The sequence below is a fragment of the Streptomyces sp. NPDC020192 genome (assembly GCF_044388685.1).
GTDB lineage: Bacteria > Actinomycetota > Actinomycetes > Streptomycetales > Streptomycetaceae > Streptomyces.
The window spans coordinates 69,933-90,969 of sequence record NZ_JBIRXG010000016.1 but is presented as its reverse complement, the minus strand read 5'-3'; the positions used below and the strand labels follow the sequence as shown (position 1 = coordinate 90,969).

Annotated in this window: 27 protein-coding genes; 4 read left to right on the top strand and 23 right to left on the bottom strand. The window is 70.3% G+C overall.

All coding sequences use genetic code 11. The annotated features are described in order from the left end of the window. Window positions 1–52: 52 nt before the first annotated feature. The 23 genes from ACH47Z_RS28525 to ACH47Z_RS28415 all read right to left on the bottom strand — a co-directional run bounded on the left by ACH47Z_RS28525 (window position 53) and on the right by ACH47Z_RS28415 (window position 16,802). Window positions 53–1,063, bottom strand: a complete 1,011-nt coding sequence (locus tag ACH47Z_RS28525; RefSeq protein ID WP_399078576.1) for a collagen binding domain-containing protein — start codon at window positions 1,061–1,063, stop codon at window positions 53–55. Window positions 1,064–1,124: 61 nt separating this feature from the next. Beyond that, window positions 1,125–1,472, bottom strand: a complete 348-nt coding sequence (locus ACH47Z_RS28520) for a hypothetical protein (RefSeq protein WP_399078574.1) — start codon at window positions 1,470–1,472, stop codon at window positions 1,125–1,127. Window positions 1,473–1,651: 179 nt separating this feature from the next. After that, window positions 1,652–2,458, bottom strand: a complete 807-nt coding sequence (locus tag ACH47Z_RS28515) for a DUF317 domain-containing protein (RefSeq protein WP_399078572.1) — start codon at window positions 2,456–2,458, stop codon at window positions 1,652–1,654. A 34-nt stretch (window positions 2,459–2,492) separates the two neighbouring features. Then, a complete protein-coding gene (locus tag ACH47Z_RS28510; RefSeq protein ID WP_399078570.1) occupies window positions 2,493–2,984 on the bottom strand; it encodes a hypothetical protein in 492 nt (163 codons plus the stop codon). 17 nt (window positions 2,985–3,001) lie between these two features. Beyond that, window positions 3,002–3,859: a DUF317 domain-containing protein gene (locus ACH47Z_RS28505; RefSeq protein ID WP_399078568.1), complete on the bottom strand. Its 858-nt coding sequence runs from the start codon at window positions 3,857–3,859 to the stop codon at window positions 3,002–3,004. Between the two features lie 29 nt (window positions 3,860–3,888). After that, window positions 3,889–4,524, bottom strand: coding sequence for an HAD-IA family hydrolase (locus ACH47Z_RS28500; RefSeq protein ID WP_399078566.1), 636 nt, complete (start codon window positions 4,522–4,524; stop codon window positions 3,889–3,891). Then, window positions 4,521–5,684: an MFS transporter gene (locus ACH47Z_RS28495; RefSeq protein WP_399078564.1), complete on the bottom strand. Its 1,164-nt coding sequence runs from the start codon at window positions 5,682–5,684 to the stop codon at window positions 4,521–4,523. The genes ACH47Z_RS28500 and ACH47Z_RS28495 overlap by 4 nt, the downstream gene beginning before the upstream one ends. Beyond that, window positions 5,681–6,907 carry an ATP-grasp domain-containing protein gene (locus ACH47Z_RS28490; protein WP_399078826.1) on the bottom strand — a complete coding sequence of 409 codons (1,227 nt, stop codon included), beginning with the start codon at window positions 6,905–6,907 and terminating at the stop codon, window positions 5,681–5,683. Before ACH47Z_RS28490 ends, ACH47Z_RS28495 begins: the two co-directional genes overlap by 4 nt. 92 nt (window positions 6,908–6,999) lie before the next feature. Further along, entirely contained in the window at window positions 7,000–7,338 is a 339-nt protein-coding gene (locus ACH47Z_RS28485; protein ID WP_399078562.1) for a hypothetical protein, read from the bottom strand. Between the two features lie 41 nt (window positions 7,339–7,379). Then, complete coding sequence (locus ACH47Z_RS28480) at window positions 7,380–8,615, bottom strand: MFS transporter (RefSeq protein ID WP_399078560.1); 1,236 nt, start codon at window positions 8,613–8,615, stop codon at window positions 7,380–7,382. After that, window positions 8,612–9,121, bottom strand: coding sequence for a hypothetical protein (locus ACH47Z_RS28475; protein WP_399078558.1), 510 nt, complete (start codon window positions 9,119–9,121; stop codon window positions 8,612–8,614). The genes ACH47Z_RS28480 and ACH47Z_RS28475 overlap by 4 nt, the downstream gene beginning before the upstream one ends. Then, window positions 9,118–10,008, bottom strand: coding sequence for a winged helix-turn-helix transcriptional regulator (locus ACH47Z_RS28470; protein WP_399078556.1), 891 nt, complete (start codon window positions 10,006–10,008; stop codon window positions 9,118–9,120). Before ACH47Z_RS28470 ends, ACH47Z_RS28475 begins: the two co-directional genes overlap by 4 nt. A 30-nt stretch (window positions 10,009–10,038) precedes the next feature. Beyond that, a complete protein-coding gene (locus ACH47Z_RS28465; RefSeq protein WP_399078554.1) occupies window positions 10,039–10,461 on the bottom strand; it encodes a hypothetical protein in 423 nt (140 codons plus the stop codon). Between the two features lie 12 nt (window positions 10,462–10,473). Then, complete coding sequence (locus ACH47Z_RS28460) at window positions 10,474–10,914, bottom strand: hypothetical protein (RefSeq protein WP_399078552.1); 441 nt, start codon at window positions 10,912–10,914, stop codon at window positions 10,474–10,476. After that, window positions 10,911–11,366 (bottom strand): hypothetical protein, encoded by a 456-nt coding sequence (locus ACH47Z_RS28455; protein WP_399078550.1) that lies wholly within the window; start codon window positions 11,364–11,366, stop codon window positions 10,911–10,913. The genes ACH47Z_RS28460 and ACH47Z_RS28455 overlap by 4 nt, the downstream gene beginning before the upstream one ends. A gap of 109 nt (window positions 11,367–11,475) precedes the next feature. Further along, window positions 11,476–11,823 carry an SH3 domain-containing protein gene (locus ACH47Z_RS28450; RefSeq protein WP_399078548.1) on the bottom strand — a complete coding sequence of 116 codons (348 nt, stop codon included), beginning with the start codon at window positions 11,821–11,823 and terminating at the stop codon, window positions 11,476–11,478. 198 nt (window positions 11,824–12,021) lie between these two features. Further along, window positions 12,022–12,744, bottom strand: a complete 723-nt coding sequence (locus ACH47Z_RS28445; protein ID WP_399078546.1) for a hypothetical protein — start codon at window positions 12,742–12,744, stop codon at window positions 12,022–12,024. Between the two features lie 56 nt (window positions 12,745–12,800). Beyond that, complete coding sequence (locus tag ACH47Z_RS28440; RefSeq protein WP_399078544.1) at window positions 12,801–13,484, bottom strand: hypothetical protein; 684 nt, start codon at window positions 13,482–13,484, stop codon at window positions 12,801–12,803. Then, window positions 13,481–13,954 carry a GNAT family N-acetyltransferase gene (locus tag ACH47Z_RS28435; RefSeq protein ID WP_399078541.1) on the bottom strand — a complete coding sequence of 158 codons (474 nt, stop codon included), beginning with the start codon at window positions 13,952–13,954 and terminating at the stop codon, window positions 13,481–13,483. Before ACH47Z_RS28435 ends, ACH47Z_RS28440 begins: the two co-directional genes overlap by 4 nt. Before the next feature lie 29 nt (window positions 13,955–13,983). Then, complete coding sequence (locus tag ACH47Z_RS28430) at window positions 13,984–14,733, bottom strand: DUF3631 domain-containing protein (protein ID WP_399078539.1); 750 nt, start codon at window positions 14,731–14,733, stop codon at window positions 13,984–13,986. Further along, window positions 14,730–15,218 (bottom strand): hypothetical protein, encoded by a 489-nt coding sequence (locus tag ACH47Z_RS28425; protein WP_399078537.1) that lies wholly within the window; start codon window positions 15,216–15,218, stop codon window positions 14,730–14,732. The genes ACH47Z_RS28430 and ACH47Z_RS28425 overlap by 4 nt, the downstream gene beginning before the upstream one ends. Then, window positions 15,215–15,874, bottom strand: coding sequence for a DUF4913 domain-containing protein (locus ACH47Z_RS28420; protein WP_399078535.1), 660 nt, complete (start codon window positions 15,872–15,874; stop codon window positions 15,215–15,217). Before ACH47Z_RS28420 ends, ACH47Z_RS28425 begins: the two co-directional genes overlap by 4 nt. Before the next feature lie 172 nt (window positions 15,875–16,046). Further along, complete coding sequence (locus ACH47Z_RS28415; protein WP_399078533.1) at window positions 16,047–16,802, bottom strand: DNA-methyltransferase; 756 nt, start codon at window positions 16,800–16,802, stop codon at window positions 16,047–16,049. A gap of 527 nt (window positions 16,803–17,329) precedes the next feature. On the opposite strand from ACH47Z_RS28415, the gene ACH47Z_RS28410 reads away from it, so the two are divergent. From ACH47Z_RS28410 to ACH47Z_RS28395, 4 genes are all read left to right on the top strand, one after another. After that, window positions 17,330–18,463: a C40 family peptidase gene (locus ACH47Z_RS28410; RefSeq protein ID WP_399078531.1), complete on the top strand. Its 1,134-nt coding sequence runs from the start codon at window positions 17,330–17,332 to the stop codon at window positions 18,461–18,463. A gap of 134 nt (window positions 18,464–18,597) precedes the next feature. Continuing rightward, on the top strand, window positions 18,598–18,915 hold the full coding sequence (locus tag ACH47Z_RS28405; protein WP_399078824.1) for a DUF6112 family protein: 318 nt from the start codon (window positions 18,598–18,600) through the stop codon (window positions 18,913–18,915). Further along, window positions 18,912–19,598: a hypothetical protein gene (locus ACH47Z_RS28400; protein ID WP_399078529.1), complete on the top strand. Its 687-nt coding sequence runs from the start codon at window positions 18,912–18,914 to the stop codon at window positions 19,596–19,598. The genes ACH47Z_RS28405 and ACH47Z_RS28400 overlap by 4 nt, the downstream gene beginning before the upstream one ends. Before the next feature lie 35 nt (window positions 19,599–19,633). Continuing rightward, on the top strand, window positions 19,634–20,998 hold the full coding sequence (locus tag ACH47Z_RS28395; RefSeq protein ID WP_399078527.1) for an ATP-binding protein: 1,365 nt from the start codon (window positions 19,634–19,636) through the stop codon (window positions 20,996–20,998). Window positions 20,999–21,037 lie beyond the last annotated feature (39 nt).

Genomic DNA, 21,037 nt, shown 5'->3' with positions numbered 1-21,037 from the left:
CGGAGTCGAATGGCGAATGATTCCGGGGGCTTCGTGCCGTGAGGCGGGTGGATCAGCTCTCGGCGGAGCCGTCATCGGTGGAATGGTCCGCACGCCGGCGACGGGCCGCGAAGAGGGCGCCTCCGCCGGCAGCAATCAGGACTCCCGCACCCCCGATCAGCCACGGAGTGGCATCAGCGCCGGTGTGCGCGAGCGAGCCAGCGGGAGCGGGCGCCGCGCTGCTCGATGCGGTCTCGTCGGAGGTCGGAGTACCCGAGGCGGACGGCGTCGGGACGTCCTCGTCCTTGCCGGGCTTGTCCGGGGTGGGCTTGTCGCTCGGCTTGTCGGTCGGCCTTTCCGTGGGCGGCGGGGTGGTGGCGGTCTTGGCGTTGGAGACGGTCACGGTCACGGGATCGCCCGGCTTGGCCTTGAACGCCTTCGAGGGCTTGTAGATCTCGTAGCCGGCGGGTGCCTTCACCTGCTTGACCCAGAAGTCGGTGCCCGTACGGGAGTTGATGGGCAGCTTGCCGCTGGCCGTGCCGTCGGAGCCGGTGGTCAGGGTAAGGATGGTCTTGTCGCCGCTGCCGATGTTGACCGTGGATCCGGCCAGCAGCTTGCCGGTCTTGTCGTCCTTGGCCTTCAGTAGGACCGAGGCGGCCTTGAAGGGGTCGACGATCGTCAGCGGTGTGTCGGTCCCGGGAGTGACGATCACGTCCTGGTCGTCGACCGTGTCGTGCAGTGTGCTGCCGCTGGAGACCTCCTTGAGGCGGTAGACCCCCGGCGCGAGGTCCTTGAAGGCGAGCTGCCCCTGGGCATTGGTCTTGCCGCTGGCGGCCTCCTTGCCCGCGGAGTCGAGCAGGGTGAAGGACGCCCCGGCGAGCACGTCGCCTCCGGGGTCCTTCTTCAGGATGGTCACGCCTCCGGGCTCCGCCTCGGCCGCGTTCCGAGGAGCCGGAGAAGTGGACGAGGACGGGGTGGGATCGGGGCTCTGGGCCGAGGCGGCCGGCGCCCAGGCCAGGCTGCCGGTCACTGTGGCGGCGACTGCGACAGCGACCGGAAGGCTGCGAATGGAACGGATGCGCAAGAAGGGACTCTCCAAGGTGGAACGGGCGGGACACATGAGGGTGCGTGAGTGGGGCGGTGCGTCAGCGAGAGCGGCCCGCAGCAGGACGCGGGGGTGCTGAGGCTGGAAGGGCCGTCGAACGGGAGGGCGCGGTGATCGCGTACCGGCGGGCAGCGGCGCGTACGAGCTTCTGTTGCTGCTCGACGGGAAGTTGCTCGATGCCGGCCAGCCCCTGGGCGATGGCGAGGCCGAAGGGGGATCCAGCATCCAGGCCGGCGGCCTGAACGATCTGCGCTGCGGCCTCGGCTTCGACGAGGATGCCGTAGGCGCTGGGAACGCCGAGCATGTCTTCGGCGTGGTGGCGGGCGCCGTTGAGGGTGTCGGTGAGCGGGATGTCGTCGTTCATGGCGTCTTCGACGAGGTCGAGCATGATCAGGGTCGCGCTGTGCAGCCGGTCGCGGAAGGCCGGATCGGTGAGCCAGAAGCCGTTCGGCCCCGGCGGAGCGGGCGGATCTGGCGGTCTATCTGCCGCTGGGGCGTGCGACGGCGGCCGTCGTCTCGAAAGGGGCCAGGGGGGCGGGGACATGGCGGCTCCGTGGAGGGGGCTGGTCAGCGGGTTCTGCGCGGGACGGTCGGCTTCGAGGCCGGCGAGGCGACCGGCGCCGCAGGGGTCTTCTGCTGGGGCGTTGCGGTCGCCGATGCGACGTAGACACGGTCGCGGGTGCGAAGCGGCACGTCCTTGACCGTGCGCTGTACCGGCTCGGTGGAGAGCAGGGAGGCGGTGAAGGCCGCGACGAGTGTGGTGGGGGTCGCGCGGGAGAACCGCACGCGCCAGTGGGGGTCGTCGGCGTAGCCTGCCCAGGCTGTCCAGGCGGGTTCGGCGGGGGTGTTGAGGCGTGGCTCGGCGTACTTGTGCTGAACTCCGCCGAAGATGTCCGGGGCGAGGAAGTGCTGGGTGCCGTCGGTCTTGACCATGTGGCTCCAGCCGCGGGCAAGCAGCGGGGCGTATGCCTCGTGCGGTGGCGTCCGGTCGTCGAACAGGGGATCTTGGGTGCTGTGGCGGCCTTCGAGGTAGAGGTCGAGGAGTTCGGCGTGGGTGTCCCGCAGCAGTTCGACCGGGGTGGTGGCGTCGAAGGTGATCTGCCAGGTGGCCGGGCCGAATGGGCTGTGGTGTGCGGCAGTGATCCACTGCATGTGGCCGGGCCGGTCGGGGTCGGGCACGTAGCCGGTGCGTAGGCGCAGGCAGGGGCTGCTTGCGACGGCCGATCCGTCTTCCGCGTGCTGGTAGAGCGACCAGTCGTCGTCGAAGGGGAAGGGCCAGATGGTACGGAGGTCGGCCGAGCCGCGACCCGCGAGGTGACGGGGTAAGACCGTCACTGTCTGGTCGGGTTCGAGGCTGTCGAATGCGTCGGGCAACGTTGCTTCCTGCGATGGGCTGGTGCTGTGGTGATCAGTGGGTGCGGCTCGGACCGCGGGTGGATGGCCGGGCCGGCGCGTTCTGCGTCGTGCGGCCGGCCGCACGACGTGGGGAGTACGCCTTCCATGCGCCGGGGAACCAGACGCAGGTGTACTGCTCGATCGCATCGCGCAGTGCATTGGTGTGGGCGCCGTTCCATGGCACCCAGTCGGGTCTGTCCCGGAACTCCCTGAAGATGCCGTATCCGGAGTTGTGCGGGTTACGGCCTTGCGTCGAGTCGCGGTGGTCGAACGTCTTGTACTCCGTGAACCGCAGGATCGTCGCGTCGAGTTCGCCTCGATCCTGGTGGATGGCTGCGATCCGCAGGCCGTCGCACTCGCCGGCGTAGATGGTGGGGCTGAAGTCGATCCGCAGACGCAGGGGCCCTCCGGGCACAGGGATGGCGTAGTAGACGTCGCCGATGACCGCACTGTCGGTGAAAGGGAGCCTGAGTTCCACGAAGAACTCACGGGCGTGCAGCGACATTTAGGTCTCCGGCGGGATCAGCGGCGCGATCCGGGCAGGGCGGGGCGGCTGGTGGTGCTCCAGCGCGGGACGCTGGAGGTGGTGAGCGCCGGGCGGCGGGAGGCGGTCCGCTGAACGTCCAGCGGGGTCGGCGTCGCCGGTCGCGGCGGGAGGACGGGGATGAGCTGGGCCCTTTGCTCGACGTAGCTGTAGGTGTCATCACGCCAGCGCAACAGGGGTGCGGGGTCGGAAAGACTCTCGGTAACAGCCCTGAGCAGGGCGACGGGGGTGTCGGTGCTGGCGGTGGCGTACCAGTAGGGGCGCTCGACGGAGGTGCCGGCCCACAGATGCCAGCGGGCGTCACGGGTAGTCAGCTCGGCTTCCGGGTCGAGGGAGCCGGTGGTCCACTCCAGGTGGGCTAGCTGGTCGGGTGACTGGACGGCGAAGACGCCCCAGCGGGGGCGGTCGATCAGCCAGCCACGGTTGATCAGCGGAGCAATCGCCAGGAAGGGGTCGTGGTCCTTGCTGCCGGAGACCGGCCTGGCGAGGTAGCTGTCCGGCCCCTGCTCGTATGCCTCGGCGAGGGATGTAGTGAATGAGGTCACGAACTCCGTCGGACAGGAGTCGTTGAAGCATGTGCCCCAGATCGGCGGGCCGAACGGGTCCTTGTAGGCGTTGATACGCCACAGGCCGTCGTCGTCGCCTTCGGGGAGGTAGCCGAGGCGGATTTTGCCGTCCGGCGCGTTCAGATAGGCGTTTCCTAGGTCGTCGTGGTGAAGTTCCCAGCCGAGGTTGCGCAGCGGGTCGAGGCCGGGGTCGCCGATCGCGGTGGTGAGGGCGAGATGGCGCGGGGAGACGTAGACGTCCCCGTCGATGGTGTCGTCGTGGAGCGGCACAGGTTCCTGAGGGGTGAGGTCGGAGTGGGTCAGCCGGCGGGCAGGAGTGCTGCTTCGAGGTCGGCGGGGCGACCGGTGTAGTGCAGCGTGCGCAGGCCCAGGCGGGAGGCGGCGTCGCAGTTGTCCGCGCGGTCGTCGACGAACAGCATGCGCCCCGGGTCGGTAATGCCAGTGGCCCTCAGGGCCTGTTCGTAGGCGGCCGGGTGGGGCTTGCACACGCCGAGGCGGGCCGAGTACAGGGCCTCGGTCATCAGCTCGCGCCGCCAGTCGGTGGCATCGAGCGCGTCGCTCAGGCAGTGCGGGGCGTTGGAGAGCAGTGTCATGGGCAGCCCCCGCTCGCGGGCGCGGCGCAGGATGTCGAGGATGTGGTCGTCGGTGTGCATCCACATCGCGGTGTCGGCGGCGCGCAGGGTGCGCAGCAGCCGCGGGCCGGGGTGGTGGCCCAGGACCTGCGCCCAGTACGCGAGGTCGCTGAGTTCTCCTGCGTCGTACGCCTGCCGTGGGGCCCAGAAGGCGGTCTGGAAGGAATCGAGGTGCCCGTCGGGCCATTCGGCGAGGCTGGCGAGGTGGGTCCACATGGCGGTGGTCGGCTGTCTGCCCGGGACGCCGTTGTAGTCGGTGATCAGGGCATCCACTGGGGTCGGGGAAGCGGTGGTGCGGGTCAAGGGGCGGCGTTCTCCAGGGCTTTGCGGGACAGGGCGGCGACGGCGCCGGCGAGGAGGGCGGGCAACAGCAGTGCGAGAGGCAGAGAGGTGACGGTGGCGAGGGCACCGATGAAAGCGGGGCCGGCGAGCAGGCCGGCGTAGCCGGTGACCGAGACGGCGGCGACCGCGCGGGGTCCTCCGGTGCCGGCGGCGGTGATCAGGCTGGGGATCGTGACGGACAGCCCCAGGCCGAAGACCGCCCACCCGGCCAGGGCGGAGGCGATGGTGGATCCAGCCAGGCCGGCGGCGAGGCCGAGAGCTGCCAGGGCAGCACCGGCGCGTACGAGGGCGGGAGCACCGTATCGGGTGGTGAGCCGGTCACCTACGAGTCGTCCGCCGGCCATGGCCGCGCTGTAGAGGGCGAACGCCGCCGCGCTGACCGCGGCCGTCGCACCAAGACTGTGCGCATGGACGGCGGCCCAGTCGGCGGCGGCCCCCTCGCCCAGCAGGGTCGCGGCGGCCAGCGCGCCCAGCAGCCACAACCGGGGCCGGGACACACTTCCGTGTGTGGTCGGGCTCGACGTGCTGGGGGTACGAACGGGCTCGAGTCCGGATGCGGCGAGACAACGGGTCGCTCGTATCGAAGCGCATGCTGCCACGACTGCGACCGTGCCGACGGTGACGAACAGGACGGTATGGGGGATGTGAGCGGTGAGCGCGGCCACCGCCGCGCCCGCCAGAGCACCGAGGCTGTAGGAAGCGTGCAGCCCCGCCATAATCGGGCGGCCGTGTGCGTTCTGGCAGCGCACCGCTGAAGCATTGGCCGCCACATCCAGGACTCCGTGCGCGGCGCCGAAGGCGAACGCCATTGCGAGGAGGGATTCCAGGCTGCGGCAGGTCGCGAGGGCGGCGAGACAGACGGCGAGTGCGATGGCGCCGCCGGTCAGGAGCACCGGGAATCGGGCCGGGTGGGCGAGGCGCCCTCCGGTCTGAAGGCCGGCGACCATGCCGAGGGCGGCGGCCAGCAGGACCAGGGCGAGCCCGCCGGTGCTGAGACGGGCGGTGTTCTGGACTGCTGGCATGCGTGCGCCCCTCACGGCCATGACAATGCCGAGGCTGGCGAAGTAGCCCGTCAGCAGACGGCGGCTGCGCATCAGCTCGGTGGCGACGGCGCCGCTCATGTGGTCCTTCCCGTGCCGGCCGCTTCCTGGGGAACGGGGGCAACCTGGACGTCGAGGTTGCGGTACGCCTCCTGGGCGCGCGCCTGGGCGACGGCAGCGGTCGGCCCGGTGGTGATCAGGAAGCCCACGCGTGCGCTGAACATGTCGCCTTCAGGCGGCAGAACGAGCTGGTCGCCGGCCTGGCGCTGGAAGCGGACACGCTCCAGCCAGTCGGCACCGGCGGCAAAGTCGGCGTCAATCCGGCGGGCGGTGAGGGTGCCGGAGTAGGCGGGGTAGATCAGGCGGATCGCCGCGGCCTGGCTGCGGGTGGGGGTGAGATCGGGAGCCTGGCCGCAAGCGGTATCGGCGGCGGCACGGGCCAGGTCGATGCCGGTGGCCAGGCGGACGAGGTGGCCGATCATGTCGCCGGCAATCCGGGCGTTGACCTCGACCAGGCGGGGGCGTCCGTCAACCAGGCGCATCTCGACATGGCTGACACCGTCGGTGACGCCGAGGGCGTCGAGTGCTGCTGCGGCGGCCGGGGCCACGGTGGAGCGCAGCGGGTCGTTCGCGTCGACCAGGTGGGCCAGTTCCTCGAAGAACGGAGGCATGCCGACGGTCTTGCGGGTCACGGCGACCACCGTGGTCTGCCCCTGGTGGGTGACGCACTCCACGCTCACCTCCGGTCCGTCGAGGTACTCCTCGACCAGGACCTGGGTGCTCTCCACGCCGCAGCCGGCGGTCTGGGCAGCAAAGGCGTACGCGGAAGGCAACTGGTCGGCGGCATCGACGCGGATGACGCCCATACTCGCGGCATGCGCGGCAGGTTTGAGGACGACCGGGAACCCGATGCGCTGGGCGGCGTCGCGTGCCTCGTGCTCGGTGCGCACGCTCACGGACGCGGCGGAGGGCACGCCGTGGCGGGCGAACAGGGTGCGGGAGGTGTGCTTGTTGCGGCATCCCTGGAGTGCCTCCGGGGCGGTGGTGGGCAGACCGAGCTGGCGGGCCAGGCGTGCGACGGGGACGAGGTACCACTCCGTCCACGTCATGACGCCCGCCAGCTGATGCCGCTCCGCCAGAGCACGCCCGGCCGCCGAAAGTGCCGCCTGGTCGGTGGGGTCGGCGACCTCGAAGTCGACGAGGAACCCGCTTTCCCAGGTCGGCTCGGCGCCGGAGATCAATGCGACGTCGTAATGGGCGGCGACGCTTTCCAGGCAGTAGCCGCGATATGCCTGCGCCTCCATGTCGGCGGCTGCAACGACCAGGAGAACGGGGCGAGAGGACAACAAGGCTCCAAATGGGTTGAAGGAAAGGAGGGTGGAGGTACGCGGCCGGGTCAGGGAGTGCGGCGGCGACGCAGCTCGAAGGCGGGCGCCCAGTGGGGGTGGTCCTCGATCAGCTTTCGGGCGTACAGCGCGGTGAAGGAGTTGTTCAGGCCCCGCACGCCCCCGGGCAGCTGCCAGCGCACGTCCTCGAACAACGCCTTCAATCCGACCCGGGTGGCGCCGGCGGCAAGCCGGTCGGCCGTCAGGCGCTCCAGGATGCGGTAGACGTACGGGTGCTCGGCGTCGAAGGCCAGGAACCGGTCGGTGAGCGTCGGGCGCGAACCCGCTCGCAACGAAGGCCGGGATATGGGCAGGGCGTACGGGGCGGCAGGGGCATGGGACGTGGGCATGGCAGCGGACTCCGGGGTGAGCAGGAGGGTGACCGGGACGGTCAGGCGAAGGAGGTGCGCAAGCCGGTGGTGCGCAGCTGGGCAAAAGAGGTGAACAGGCCCAGGGCCTGTAGCACGGCGCAGATGGTCATGACGTGGCCGAGCTGGGCGGGCGGCACGGTGGCGACGAGGACACCGGCGAGGGGGAAGGGCAGCAGGAGCAGCAAGATGGTCAGCGACAGGGTGGCGCCGAACACGTCCGCGGGGATGAGGCGGGAGCGCAAGGTGCGCAGCACGACGGTCATGCCGCCCTCGCCGGCCATGAGAACGGCGATCAGAGTGAGATAGGTGCCGTAGGTTCCGGCGAACGAGACGGCCAGGCACGCGGTGGCGGCGATCGTGGCGGACAGCGCGCCGACCGGCCACAGACCGAAACGGTCAATGGCCCGGCGGCACAGGGCAACCGCGGCGAGGGATGCGACGGCGGCGATCGACCAGATGAACCCGACGTCGGCCGTGGAGTGACCGAGCTGTTTGACGATGATGACCGGGGCGGCGGCCTGCAGCAGGCCGACGGCCAGGTTGGAGACGGTCAGTCCGGTCACCAGCCAGCCCAGGGCCGGCAGGGCGCGCAGCGTCGACCAGCCGGTGTGCAGTCCCTTAAGTACCGGCTGTCGTGCGGGCTTGGCCCGTTGGTACTGGCGCGGGGCCAGGACGCTGGTGAGCAGCGAGAAGACGGCGATCACCGTCAGCAAGCCGGCGGCGCCGGTCCACTGCAGCAGTACGCCGGCGAGTGCGGGCCCGGACAGGGTGGCGACCTGGTCGATGCCGAGGAGCACCGACTGCACGCGATGGGCGGGGTCGCCGGCCTCACGGCCCGCGACCCCGCCCGCGGTCTCGGCCGCGATGTACGAGCACTCGGTGAGGATCCCGGTGGACGCGGCGAGCAGCATGACAGTGGCCGTCGCGCGGAGGCCCGCCGCCTGCGTCGGCAGGATGAACGCGGCGGCCAGGACGACCAGGGCTCGCGCGGCGGAGGCGTAGCGCAGGACGGCGGTGGTGCCGTGGCGGTCGACCAGCGCGCCGGCGAAGGCGAACGCGCCCAGGCGTGGGACCCATTCGAGCGCGAAGGCAAGTCCGGTCAGGGCCCCGGAGTTGGTGGTGGCCAGCACCAGCAGCGGGATGCCGTAGGTGACGGTCGCGAACGCTACGGCGTCAGTGCTGCGTGGCAGATAGATGCCGCGCAGCAGGGTGGAGACCGGCCGGCGGGCATGCCGGGGCCCGACACGGGATCTCACGCAGCGAGCCCCGATTCCGCCGCGCGGGAGGAGCGGACACCGGCCTGGTGCAGGACGCGCGGGTGCGCCTCGAGCCACTCGGACAGCGCCTCCTGCGGCGCCGAGGGTTCGGTCTTCGTGTGGGTCGTCGACTCGGAGCTCTGCAGCTGGAAGGTGTACTGGACGCGGGTGACGAAGTCACTGGCACAGCTGGGGAATTGATGGATGCGGGCCCAGCGGGCCGCGGTGTCGTACACCTCGGCGAGGTCCTCGCCGCTGGCGGTGAGCTGGTAGCGGTCGGGGGCCTGTTCGTCGGCGTGGACCAGGCCGAGGTCGCGTGCGGTGTCGATGGCGTGGCGCAGTTGTCCGGGGGTGAGGTCGCCGAAGGCGCCCTGCAGGCTGCCGCGCCGGTGGCTGATGGGGCCGTTGTCGTCGATCTCGGTGATCAGGCGGATGAGGCCCGGCAGGGCCAGGGTCCGGATCGCGCGGCGTTCCTGCAGGAGGCTGGTGGGCAGGGAGGCGGTCATCGGCGCGGGCCTCCTGCCGGGGTGATGGGGCGGGCGGGTATCTGGTGGGAGAAGAGGTCGCCGGGCTTCCACGCGGGGCCGTCCGGGGGCGTGGTGGCCAGGGCCGGGCCGGCCGACGGTGCGGCGGGTACGGGAACAGCCGGAAGGCGGGTCGGGGTGGTCGCCCAAGGGCCGGAACGGTTCTGCGACGGGGCGGGGCCCTGCCCCCGAACCGGCCGCGCACCAGGGTTGGCGGGCGGGGCAGCCCACGCGGAGATCGCCTGGAAGACGGGGGCGAGGGCCTGGCCGCTGGCGGACAGCTGGAAGTCGCCGGTGCCGGTGGCCGTGACGAGGCCGTCGGCGACCAGGCGGTCCAGTGGCTTGTAGATGGCCGTCAGCCCGTAGCCGGGCATGGCCTCGGCGGTCAGTGTCTTGGCGCTCGCGCTGCCCCGGCTCTGCAGGGACCACAGGATGGGGGTGGCGTGCCGCGGGCCGATCAGAGCGAGGGTGTCGTCAATGTTCTGGGCCGGGGCGATCCGCTCGGGCTCCTTCTCGCCGGTCTTCTTGTTGGTGACGAGCTGCTTCTCCAGGTAGGTGTCACCCCAGGACGCGATCACGGCCAGGACGGGCAGCAGGTCGGCGCCGTGGCTGGTGAGTCCGTAGGTGACGTGGCGCGGGGCGTACTCCGTGCGTTCGACCACGCCGGCGTTGGTCAGCTGGCGCAGCCGGGGATGGAGTTGGCCGTCGTGCAGCCACGGCAGCCTCGGCTTGATCTCGGCGTAGCGCAGCGGCTTCACGGAGAGGGTCATCAGCACCCACACGTTCCAGCGCGGGGCGAGCAGATCCAGAGTCTTGGTGACGCCTGAGAGGTCGTCTTGGGTGGTGTGGGGCAGACCGGTGGTGGCCAAGGAAGGGGCTCCTCAAGCGGGGCGGGCAGATCAGCGGGTGCGGGCGGGGGCGGCTGCCGGGGCGGCGGGCACGGGCACAGCCGACGGTTGGGTGTCGGGGGCCGGTGCGCGGCGCAGTCCGCCCAGGACCGCGCTGGTGGTCTTGGCGTAGGCGTCGCGGGTGGCAACGGACTCGGCGATGCGGCGGGCGCAGTCGAGGATGTGACCTGCGGTAAAGCGGCCGATCTCCCTGTCAAGGGCGGTGAGTTCGCGCAGCCTCTCCAGCTGGAAGGCGATGTTGCGTTCGGCGAGGTCGAGGTCGCTGTGGCTGCCGGTGAGCGCGCCGAGCAGGGTGGCGTCAGGGCTGTTGCCGGCGAGGGCTTCGAGTTCGGCGAGCGGCTGTCCGTACAGCGCCTCGATGCGCTGGGCGACGATCTGGGAAACGGCGTGGGTGGCGGCGTCAGGCTGGGGCAATCGGTGTGGCTTTCAGGGGCGACGGGTCCGCACCGCCCCGGCGCGGGATGCTGCCGGGGCGGGCGGTGCAGTGGCGGTGACCTTTGGGCTCAACTCGGCGCGCTGTGCGCTCAGTTGGACCGTCGGGGGCATGGCTCGTAGCAGCTCGTCGAGGGCGGCGGCGTAGCCCTGGCGGCCGGCCAGCGCCGCCTCCAGCCAGTCCGCGTCCCACCGCAGCTCGGCGGCGGACAGGTCGCCCATGTCCCGGTCGGCGGCAGTGGCGCCATGGACGCGATCGCGGACGTGGGCCACCTGTTCCTCGGCGATGGCGAGGAAACTGCGCAGCTCCAGTGCGCGCTGAAGTGCGGCGCTGACCTCGGAGTGTGCTGCCTGCGCGTACAGCTCGGCGACGGCGGCGCCGAATGCTTTCTCCAGCGCCGGGTCGCGGCTGGTGGACTTCTGGATGACACTCACCGTGCTGCCCCGCGCGCCGAGGTGTCCCGCGTACCGGGCAGCACGGGTGAGGAGGTGGGCAGAGCCGGAGCGCGGCGGGCGGCGGGCGATGCGCCGCGCCAGACGGCCGGACCGCGCTTACCGGGAGCGTCGGGGTCGAGGAGGTAGTTCACGACCATGGCGCGGCCGTCGCGGGAGGCAACAGCGGCGTTGACCTGATGGGCCAACTCCACCACTGGATCGTCGAGTTCGCCGGGCTGGGTGCCGAGGGCCTCGATGAGCGCGTCTTCCGCGGCTTCGAGTGCGTCCTGGGTTTCGGCGAGCAGGCCGTACCAATGCACGATGGTGGTGGCCTCGGGGTTGGCCTGTGGTGCCGCCTTCACCGCCCGGCGCAGGTCGGCGAGAGGCATCTGGAATCGGTCCTCGATTCGCTCGGTGATGACACCCATCATGTCTTCGCTGGCGTCGGACACAGAGGGTCTCCCTTCATTTCGGGGCGGGAGTGCTGCATGGGAGTTGGCACACCACGGGCGGCGGTTACGGGGAATCCGCTGCTGGAATGGGGATTTGGGTGCCGCTCGGCTAGTCCAGGCACATGTAGACCTCGCGGTAGACGTACGTGCCGGACACCCAGCCCTTTACGCCGGTGGTCTTGTCCGTGATGTAGTGCCAGTTGCCCTGGGTCTTGTCGACGGTGAACTTGTGGCCCTGGTAGAGCACTCCACGGGCGGTGGACTTGGTGGTCGCCTTGGAGCGGATTGTCACGGCCTTCGTGCCGATCACCCACGGTCCGGGCCGGTCGCACGGTCGGCTGGCCGAAGCCGAGGCCGACACCTTCGAAGATGCGGCCATCGCGCTCGGGGCGGAAATGAACGGGAGCGTCAGCGCGCCGAGAACGGCGACGGAGGCGGTGAATCGGGCAGTGCGCATGCGGAATTGACCTCCATGGCATGGAGAGGGAATACGGAGACAGCCCCAGGCGGATGCCGTGCGGGCCGAGAACAAGAGTCCAGAGAATCCCCGGTTTCGGTAACCGGGGATTGCGTGCTATGTTCCGCGCCGCCTCGCCCGCATCAGACGGCATTTCGCCGGGGCCTCTGAGGGAGAGGCGGGAGGATTACCGGGAATTCATCGGCTCGGACCGCGTGGTGGAGCGGGGCGAGCCGGCAGAGCGGGGATACGGGGGGCGGTGGCGTGCCTGGCCGCCGGCGAGGCAGTCGGCAGGGAGACCCCCTCGCCGTTCCAGTGCGCTTCCCACCACTGGGTGGCGGCCTCGAAGGTGACGAAGGCACCTTCGCGCAAGGTGTGCGTCCACGCGTCGGTGTCGACCTCTTCGAGCAGGACCCGGAAGGGCAGTGCCGCCTTGTCGTCGAGGGCGCGCAGCAGCACGGTGGTTTCGATCGGCTCGCTGTCGTGGGTGTAGCTGGTGAGCAATGCGAAGTGGTCGCCGTCGCTGCGCAGGCGCGTCTCCAGGGCGCGGGTGGCCTGGTCCGCGGGAGTGGTGCCCATGCCCTCGGGCAGGAGGATCTCCTCCTCGGGGCAGCCGCGGGCGATCAGCCAGGACTGGGCCATGGACGGCAGAGGCAGTGCCTTGTGCGTGAAGCGGAAGCTGCGCGCCGCCGTGTCGCGTGTGAGGTGCAGGGCGACGATTTGCGGCTCTCCGGGGATGCCCCAGGTGACGGCTCGGTTGTGCATCACGTAGAAGCTGTGCTCGGCGTCCTCGCTGTGGTACTCGGCGAGCACGGTCATCATGTCCTGCTCGATGCCGATGTGCTGCCGGAACTGATCGGCGACCTGGCCGTTGACGGCTTCGTATCCGTCGAGACGGAAATCGGGTTCGTAGGTGGGCATCGGTGCTTTCGGTAGATGGCGCCTTCGGCGCCGTGGCCGCGGCACGGACGGCTCATTCAGCGCCGGGGACGGGAGCCAGTGGGGGCCACTGGCATCACGGGCGAGGGCGTGGTGCCGGGCGGGCCAGCGCGACGCGGGGCGGCCAGGACGGCTCGGCCGGCGTCTGTGAGGGTGACGGGCTGCCCGGCGTGCACCGGGTGAGAGGTGTCGCGGTCCACGAGGCCGCTCGCCTCCAGGCGCTGCAGTTGGGCGTAGGAGATGCGGGTACGCGAGAAGGTCGCCACGGCGAGGCGATGGGTGACGAGGTTCTCGTGCAGCTTGGCGCCCTGAGCAATGGCGAGCAGGGCCGCGAAGTCCTTCGTCGGCACCTGCCGTGGCACCGGCCGAGGGGCGGCGGCCTCGATCGGCTCCAGCGCAGCGACGGCTTTGGCCTGCTGGGCGTCACGTACGTCGGCAGCTTCCGCCAGTTGGTCGAGTGTGCGGTCGATCCGGGCGAACAGCGGCTGATCCACGGGCAGTTCACCGGAGGCGAGACGTGCGAGGCGGACGCGGTGGAAGGTGACGTCCCGCTCAGCGCGAACGAGGTCGCGGTGAGCGTCCGCCAAGGCAGCGTGCGGTGCGTCGAGGAATCCGTCGTCACGGTGGCGCCACAGCTCCTCGATGCTGCGGCCCACCGCAATCTCGATCCGGTGGTCGAGAGCGGTGCGCGTCTGACGAGCGGGGGCAGGGGGTGAGGTCATGGCGGAGGTGTTTCTGGGCACGGCAGAGTGCCCGGGGCCAGCGCGTCCAGGGCGACGCGGACCTCGACGTGCGGGCCGTCACGGGTGTGCCGGGTCGGGCCCAGACGGTCGAGGAGCCGGAGCATGGGCGTGTTGGACGCCTGCGTGAACACGGAGAGGGTGTGCGATCCGCGCGTACGGGCGAGCCGGACCACCTGCCGGGCCAGAGCCGTACCGATGCCCTGACGGTGGCGGTCGTCCACAACCTGCAGTCCGAGGTCGATGACGCCCGGCTCCCGGCTGACGGGCCCGGCGCAGACGAGGGCCAGTGGCCGCTCGTCTGCATCGAGCCCGATCCGGCACTGCGACTGGACAAGCAGCCGTGTCAGGTCACGGGGCATGAGGCGGGTTCGGCCCCAGCGGCGCAACAGGTTCTCCACGGAACACTGCTCGTGGAAGGCGGCGATCAGATCCCAGTCCGCCGCCGTCACCAGGCGCGTACGTGCGAGGGCGGGGTGCGTCAGCAGGAGCAGGCAGGGCGAGCGGCCAGCAGGTCGGCGCGCCGGTAAGCCCGGTAGCGGCTGCCATCGGCGGCGCGCGGCTTACGCGACTGAACTCCGTAGGAGCGCAGGAGCAGGGAGAGCCGCAGCGGGGTGAGGTCGGCGTAGCGCCATCGTGTATCGGCCTGGCCGGGCAGCTCGCGCAGGCGCGCGACCAGATCCGCGGTGCTGACGTACTCCGGGGCGCCATGGTCGTCGAAGACATCGAGGCAGGCGTGGACGATCGTCTGCGGACGGCTCGGGCAGGACAGGAATTCCTCGCACGCGTCCTCGTGGAGGTCGTCGAAGTCGTCCAGGGCCTCGAAGGGCTCGAAGTCGTCGAAGTCGTCCGGGTCCTTCAGGGGCTCGAAGTCATCGAAGCCCTCGAAGTCGGGATCAAAGTCGGGGACCTCGTCCTCCACCGGTTCATACTCGCCCGGCGGTTCGGGCTCGTACGCGGCGGCGCAGCAGCAGGAGGTGGACAGCCAGGCGCTCAACTCGGCTCCGGCCGCCATGCGTTCGATCAGCAGGTCGGTGAGCTTGTCGAGCTGCTCGGTGGCACTGACTCCGTCGGGACGGTCAGCCCCGGCCAGGTCGGCGAGCTGCCGGTCGAGGTCCTGGACCTCGACGAACACATCGAGGATGGCGCGGTGGTGCGGGTTCTCGGAGACCGGGGCCGGCGCCAGTACAGCGGCGGCGACCTGGTCGATCAGGGAGGGGAAATGCGTCAACGAACGGGGCCCTTCAGGGTCGGGGACAGTGAGGGTCGGGGAAGGCCGGGCATCGCGTACGGCGGCGGTCCCGGCTTGGGAGGAACCTGGCGCGTGCCCAGCTGCGGAGAGCGGGTGCGGGCGGCGTGGGTGCGCTCACCCAGAGGGCGCCGGCTGATGCCGAGGCGGGCTCGAGCGGTGTCGTACACGTCATGCGCCTCGCGCGGGCGTACGGCCACGACGTGGATCTCGGTGGTGTACGCGGAGTTCGCAGGGGCCGGCCGCTGGGCGTAGACGATGCGCCACGCGGCGCGGTGATCGACATAAACCTTGCGGAACCCGGTGAGGTCACGGGTGAGTTTGGCGCCGAAGAGGCGGGCGTTGACGACGTCCTGGAGCTGGGCGAGTGCCAGGTCGCGAATGTCGCCAGGGGCTTGGAGAAGGTCGGTCAGGGCGCGGGGATCGAAGGAGAGGCCGAAGGCCGGCCGTGCCTCGCGGCCGGTCATCCTGTGCCCTGGCCGGGTTCGCCGTTCTCCTCGTGATCCTCGTGCTCCTCAGTAGCGGTGGCGGTCCGGTGCGAGGGAGGCGGGCCGGGCAGCAGGCGGTGGGCGGGCCGGGCCGGATCGGTCATGCACGCAGACAGAGGCCCGCCGGGAGCCCTGACGGTGGCCATGGCGTGGGTGAGGAAGTCCCGGTGCCACACGAACAGCCCGCTCAGACCGGCTTCGGCGTCCATGTGCTGCTGGTAGGCCAGCCACAAGGCGTGGAGCCAGGCGACGACGTCGGCATGTTCCTGCCACTGCTCGCACCACGGCGCGGCGGTCGTGACCTCGGCCCCGTAGACCCGGACGAGGAAGTCATCGACCCAGTCACTGAGCGCGTCGAGTTCGTCCTCGTACTCCTCGCCCTCCAGTTCCAGAATCGGGCGGGGCTCGGGCGGGGCAGGCTGCGGGGGCAGGCCCGCGAAGCCGGGCATGCCGAAGGCACCGAACGGTGAGTCCGGAAGCTGGGGTGCGGAGGCGAGGCTGTCGAGCTGGCGGGCCTGCTCTGCGGATTGGTCCAGCAGCTTACGAACGCTCGCCTCAATGCTCTGCAGATCGGAGTCCGGCAGCCGGACTGGTTCCGTCTCCCCGTCCTCCGGGGGGTTTATGGATTCAGGCACAGGAAAGGGGCCTCCTTGAAGCCGCAGCCGGTGGGAGTGGATTGCGACTACAACCATCCGGAGAAACCCCGGTTTCGGTAACCGGGACTTCACTGCTATAACGCTGCGCGCGGCACGGCCGGGGGCATACACACAAAGCATCGCAAGGCCGCGCCGCGCAGCAGTATGGGGCTCAGACCGTGAGGGTCAAGTCCTCCTGGGAAAGGGTCTGTTGCATCGTCTGCAATAGACGATCATTAGCGATCTCGGCGTAATGCTTGGTCTTCTCGACGCCTATGAAGTCGCGGCCCTCCAGCAGGGCCGCAACCCCGGTCGAGCCGGATCCGCAGGTGAAGTCGAGCACGGTGCCGCCCGGCGGGGCGATTTGCACCAGCTCACGCATGACGGAGACCGGCTTCTGCGTGATGTGCTGCCGCGCCTTACCGCTGGGCTGCGAGGCGCTGTAGAGGCCCGGCAGGTAGACCGGGTTCCGGGCGGCGTCGATCGGTCCGTTGCTGGCCCAGACGATGAACTCACAGTTCTGGGTGAAACGCCCCTTCTGCGGCCTGGCCTGCGGCTTATGCCAGGCGAGCACGCCACGCCACAGCCAGCCGGCGGCCTGGATGGCGTCCGTGGTGATCGGCAGCTGACGCCAGTCGGTGAACAGCAGCGCGGTGCCGCCGACCTTGGTGAGCCGGTGCGCCTCGGTCATGATCTGGGTCAGCCAGAAACCGTAGCTGCGCTGGTCCATGTTCTCGCCGGTGAAGTCCGGCAGCTCGTGCCCGGCGTCGGCGGAGGTGTACTTCTGCTTCGCGGACCGGGAGGTGCGCTCCTTCGCCGTCCGTCCGCCGGAGTTGTACGGCGGGTCGGTGATGACGGAGTCGACGCAGCCGTCCGGCAGCTCAGCGAGGACGCTGAGCGCGTCGCCCTGGTGCAGGGAAAAAGGCAAAGAGATACCCCAATTCGGGTCGGGTGAGATGAGGGGGAGACGCTCCAGCTCGCCTGGATGCCCCCGCGGGACCGCATGCGGACAGGAGGACTCCGCGGTCCGCAAAGCGGGGTGGCAAGGGGAGGAGCCAAAACTGTAGGGCACGATCCCCGGTTGAGCGCTATCGCCGCCAAAAAGCCTGAAACAGAGCCTTGATCACGAACGATTTCGGCAACCGGGGATCCGCCCTTACTGTTTTGGAACTGCCCGGCGGACACCGCCGATGGCACATCCCCGCCCCTGCCTTCGTGGAGGTATCCCCATGCCCTGGCACACCTGACCTGACGCCCTATGCCGGCGCGAGCGGCAACTCGCGCACGTGCACCCGGGCTGCCCGTTCTACCCACCGCCCCGGCCGTCGCGCCCTTTCCTCAACGACGCATGCGCAGCCGGGACTTCACCAAGGACCCCGCCCTGACACCGCTCTACCTTCCCCTGCCCGCAACCCGTCCGCCGGCCCGTGACCGCCTGCCGGGAGGCGAGCCGGATTGAAGGGCATAGCCGCCGGCATCGGCGTCGTCGTCCTCTCCCCGCTCCTCCTCGCCGGCACCGCCATGATGATGGCGGCCTCCAGCCAAGCCGCGACCACCACCGCCTCGTTCAGCGACTGCCTGACCGGCATCGACACGGACAAGCTGACCAAACAGGTCACCGACATCCTCGATGGCGCGGACGCCAAGAACGTCCACATCAAGGGCCTGGACCTGCCCGCCGAGCAAATCCCCAACGCCCAGACCATCGTCGCCACCGGCCTGTCGCTCGACGTACCCGCGAAGGGTCAGATCATCGCCATCGCGACCGCGATGCAGGAGTCACGGCTGCGCAACCTCAGCTCCGGCGACCGAGACTCCCTCGGGCTCTTCCAGCAGCGCCCGTCGCAAGGGTGGGGCACCGCCCAGCAGATCCGTGACCCGGTCTACGCCAGCGAACAGTTCTACAAGCACCTGCTCAAGGTCCCCGGCTGGCCGCAGATGCGGGTCACCCAGGCCGCCCAAGCCGTCCAGCAATCCGGCTATCCGGACGCGTACGCACAGTGGGAGGGCCTCGCCACCGCACTGCAGAAAGCCATCGTCAAAACGTTCCCGACCGCCGGCGCCGACAAGCCCGCCAAGGGCACCTCCAAGGGCAGCAAGGCCACCACCGGCACCGACGGCTGCACGCCGGGCAAGGGCGGCACGTCGTGGGGGCCCATCCCCGAGGGCAGCGTGCCGAAGGGGTACAAGATCCCCGCGGACGCCAACCCCAAGGCACGCGAGGCCATCGACTGGGCGATGCACCAGCTCGGCACCCTGTACCAGTGGGGCGGATCCTGCACCGACGCGCAAGGACCCGATCCGATGGGCCGCTGCGACTGTTCCAGCCTGATGCAGCAGGCGTACAAGCACGCCGGCATCAACCTCACCCGCACCACGTACACGCAGGTCAACGAAGGCAAGGCGGTCTCGCCGCAGGCCCTGGAACCCGGTGACCTGATCTTCAGCCGGGGCACCGCAGCGCGGCCCGAACACGTCGGCATGTACATGGGCGAGGGCCTCGTGATCGAGGCACCCCGCACGTCCAAGCCGGTCCGGATCACCCCGGTCACGGACTGGGACATCCTCGCCGCCCGCCGCGTCGTCTGACGCCGCGCCCCGCCCGGACATGCCTCCGGGCGGCCCCGCCGGGCCGCCTTCTCACGCCCCGAGCGCATCTCCCCCCTCTCATCTTTCCCCTTCCGCCGGCCCTCATCTGGCCTGCGCATGCAAGGAGTCCTCCCATACCCCTGTCCCTCGCAGACCGCTCTGTCGCCTACCTCGCCTACGACCCAGGCATCAGCCCCCAAGGCGGCGGCTTGCCCGGCCTGAGCGTGCTGAAGAGCGTCGTCTCCTCCATCAACATGTTCGGCATCATCGCCGTCGTCGGCGCCCTGGCCGTCTCCCTCGGCGTGTGGGCATGGGGCCACCACACCGGCGGCCACCAGGCTGAAGCCAACGGCAAGAAGGGCGCCGTCGTGGCCGCCGGCGCTGCGCTCGGCCTCGGTGCCGCCAACGGGATCGTCGCCTTCTTCTCGGCCCTGGGGTCGCAGGTCCATTGACACAGAAACGATTCCCCTCCCTGTCCGGGTACGGCGTCACCTGGTCGGTGAACAAGCGCATCGCGATCGTCGCGCTCGTGATCACCGCGCTGCTCGCCGTCGCCGCCACCGCCGCGTACTTCACCGGACGCGGCGAACAGCGCCCGGACCACGCCGCAGCGTCCCAGCCCAGCAGCAACTCCTCGCCTTCCGAAGCCGCGCCGAAGCCGTCGGCCGGGGCGGGATCGGTGCCCGCGCCCCCGCAGATCGCCGAGCCCGTCGCCTACGCCAAGGCAGCAGCCCGGATGCTCTGGTCCTACGACACTCGCGACACCAGCCGTGTCCAGCAGCTCGCGGGCATGCGCGCGTGGATGACCAAGGAGACGAAGTACGACGACTGGGCCTCGGTCTCCGGCCAGGTACCGGATCCGCTGCTGTGGTCGCGGATGGCCGACCAGGACCAGCACGCCACCGCCACGGTCACCGAAGGGCACTACCCGGGCGCCTTCAAGCAAGCGCTCGCCGAGGACCCGTCCGCGATCACCCAGGCGTACATCTACGTCGTCACCGTCAACGGCACGCAGCACATCACGTGGAAGAAGGGCGGCGGCGGAGCCGAGGACCGCGCCGTGACCCTGGCCGTGCAGTGCCGACCCGGCCACGACTGCACCTTGGCCGCCATCGCCCCCAACGTCACGCAGTGACCCACCCCGCCGACACGTAAGGAGGACCCCTTCCCTTGGGTTTCTGCGACTACCCCATCGCGGACAAGCTGTGCGCCGTCGGCGACGCGGTCGACTTCGCATCCGATCCCGGCAAGGCCATCGGCGACTGGATGGCCAAAAGCGCCGGCGAACTGGCTGCCGCAGCCGCCGACCTGGCCGCCAAGGCCGTGGACGCCACGACCAGGGTCGACCTGAACGCGACGTGGTTCCGCGACAACTACGAAATGCTGCTGCCGATCGGCCTGATCATCCTGGTCGGCACGTTCTGCGCGCAGCTCGTCCGCGCCGCCGTCCGCCGTGACGGACAAGCCCTCACCCAAGCATTCACCGGCACCATGTCCGGCGTCCTGTTCGCGTTCTGCGCCATCGCCCTGACCACCGTCGCCATCGAAGTGGTCGACGCCCTCAGTGACGGGCTATTCCAAGCCTCCCACCTGAGCATCGAGTCGGCCGTCCGCCGCATCGTCAAGGTGAGCCAGATCCCCGGCCTGGCCGCACTAGGCTGGCTCGTCGCGGTGTTCACCGGCATCGGCGCAGCCATCGGCGCCTTCCTCTACTGGTGCGTCATGATGGTCCGCAAGGTCGGCATCCTCGTCATGGTCACCCTGGCAGTGTTCGCCGGCGCCGGTGGTGGCTGGGAAGTTGCCCGGCGCTGGCGCAAGGGCTGGATCGAGGCCACCGCCACCCTCGTGGTCTCCAAGCTCTTGATGACCGTGGTCTTCGTACTCGGCATCGCCGCCATGGGCAAGACCTCGGCCAAGGACGGCATCGGCGCACTCGCCGACGTTATGTCCGGCATCGTGATCACGATCTTGGTCCTGCTGTGCCCGTACGCGACCTTCAAGTTCGTGCACTGGGCCGCTGAAGGCTCGGACGGCGAATCCCTCCACCGCGCCGGTGGCGCCGGAGCCCAGCTCGCCCGGCAGCACACCGAGCGCGCTGCCCGGAAGGCCGCGGCCATGGGCGCCACCGCCGGAACCGGCGGCGCAGCGGCCGGAGCAGGCGCAGCCGCGCAGGGCCCCGAGACAGTACCGGGCGGTGGTTTCCCCGGCGATATCGCCGCAGGCCCCACCGGAGGCGGCGGCGGCAAAGACAGCAACGGCTCCCAGGGCTCCTCGGACAGCGGCGCCCGCCAGCAAGGACTGGAGAACGCGGTCCAGCCTCCGCCGACGCATGTGCGCGACGACACCAGCGGCCAACTCGGCGGCGCTCCCGGACAGGGCAGCGGTGCCGGATCGCCCTCCGGTGGTGGCGGCTTCATGTCGCAGCCCGGCACCGGCACCTCCACGCCCCCGCCGCAGGGCAGCCCGCCGGCACCGAACTCGGCCGGCACCTCCAGCGGGACCGGGGCACCGCCGCCCCCGCCCACTGGCCTGTAGCCCCTGCCCGACTCCGGGGCAGCACGTGCTGCGCACTAC

Bases quoted from the DNA above. Each gene is read 5' to 3' on its own strand.
- ACH47Z_RS28520 (WP_399078574.1), bottom strand. From the start codon at position 1,472: ATGCTCGACCTCGTCGAAGACGCCATGAACGACGACATCCCGCTCACC.
- ACH47Z_RS28440 (WP_399078544.1), bottom strand. From the start codon at position 13,484: ATGACCTCACCCCCTGCCCCCGCTCGTCAGACGCGCACCGCTCTCGAC.
- ACH47Z_RS28485 (WP_399078562.1), bottom strand. From the start codon at position 7,338: ATGCCCACGTCCCATGCCCCTGCCGCCCCGTACGCCCTGCCCATATCC.
- ACH47Z_RS28510 (WP_399078570.1), bottom strand. From the start codon at position 2,984: ATGTCGCTGCACGCCCGTGAGTTCTTCGTGGAACTCAGGCTCCCTTTC.
- ACH47Z_RS28450 (WP_399078548.1), bottom strand. From the start codon at position 11,823: ATGCGCACTGCCCGATTCACCGCCTCCGTCGCCGTTCTCGGCGCGCTG.
- ACH47Z_RS28495 (WP_399078564.1), bottom strand. From the start codon at position 5,684: ATGAGCGGCGCCGTCGCCACCGAGCTGATGCGCAGCCGCCGTCTGCTG.
- ACH47Z_RS28475 (WP_399078558.1), bottom strand. From the start codon at position 9,121: ATGACCGCCTCCCTGCCCACCAGCCTCCTGCAGGAACGCCGCGCGATC.
- ACH47Z_RS28445 (WP_399078546.1), bottom strand. From the start codon at position 12,744: ATGCCCACCTACGAACCCGATTTCCGTCTCGACGGATACGAAGCCGTC.
- ACH47Z_RS28425 (WP_399078537.1), bottom strand. From the start codon at position 15,218: ATGACCGGCCGCGAGGCACGGCCGGCCTTCGGCCTCTCCTTCGATCCC.
- ACH47Z_RS28490 (WP_399078826.1), bottom strand. From the start codon at position 6,907: ATGGAGGCGCAGGCATATCGCGGCTACTGCCTGGAAAGCGTCGCCGCC.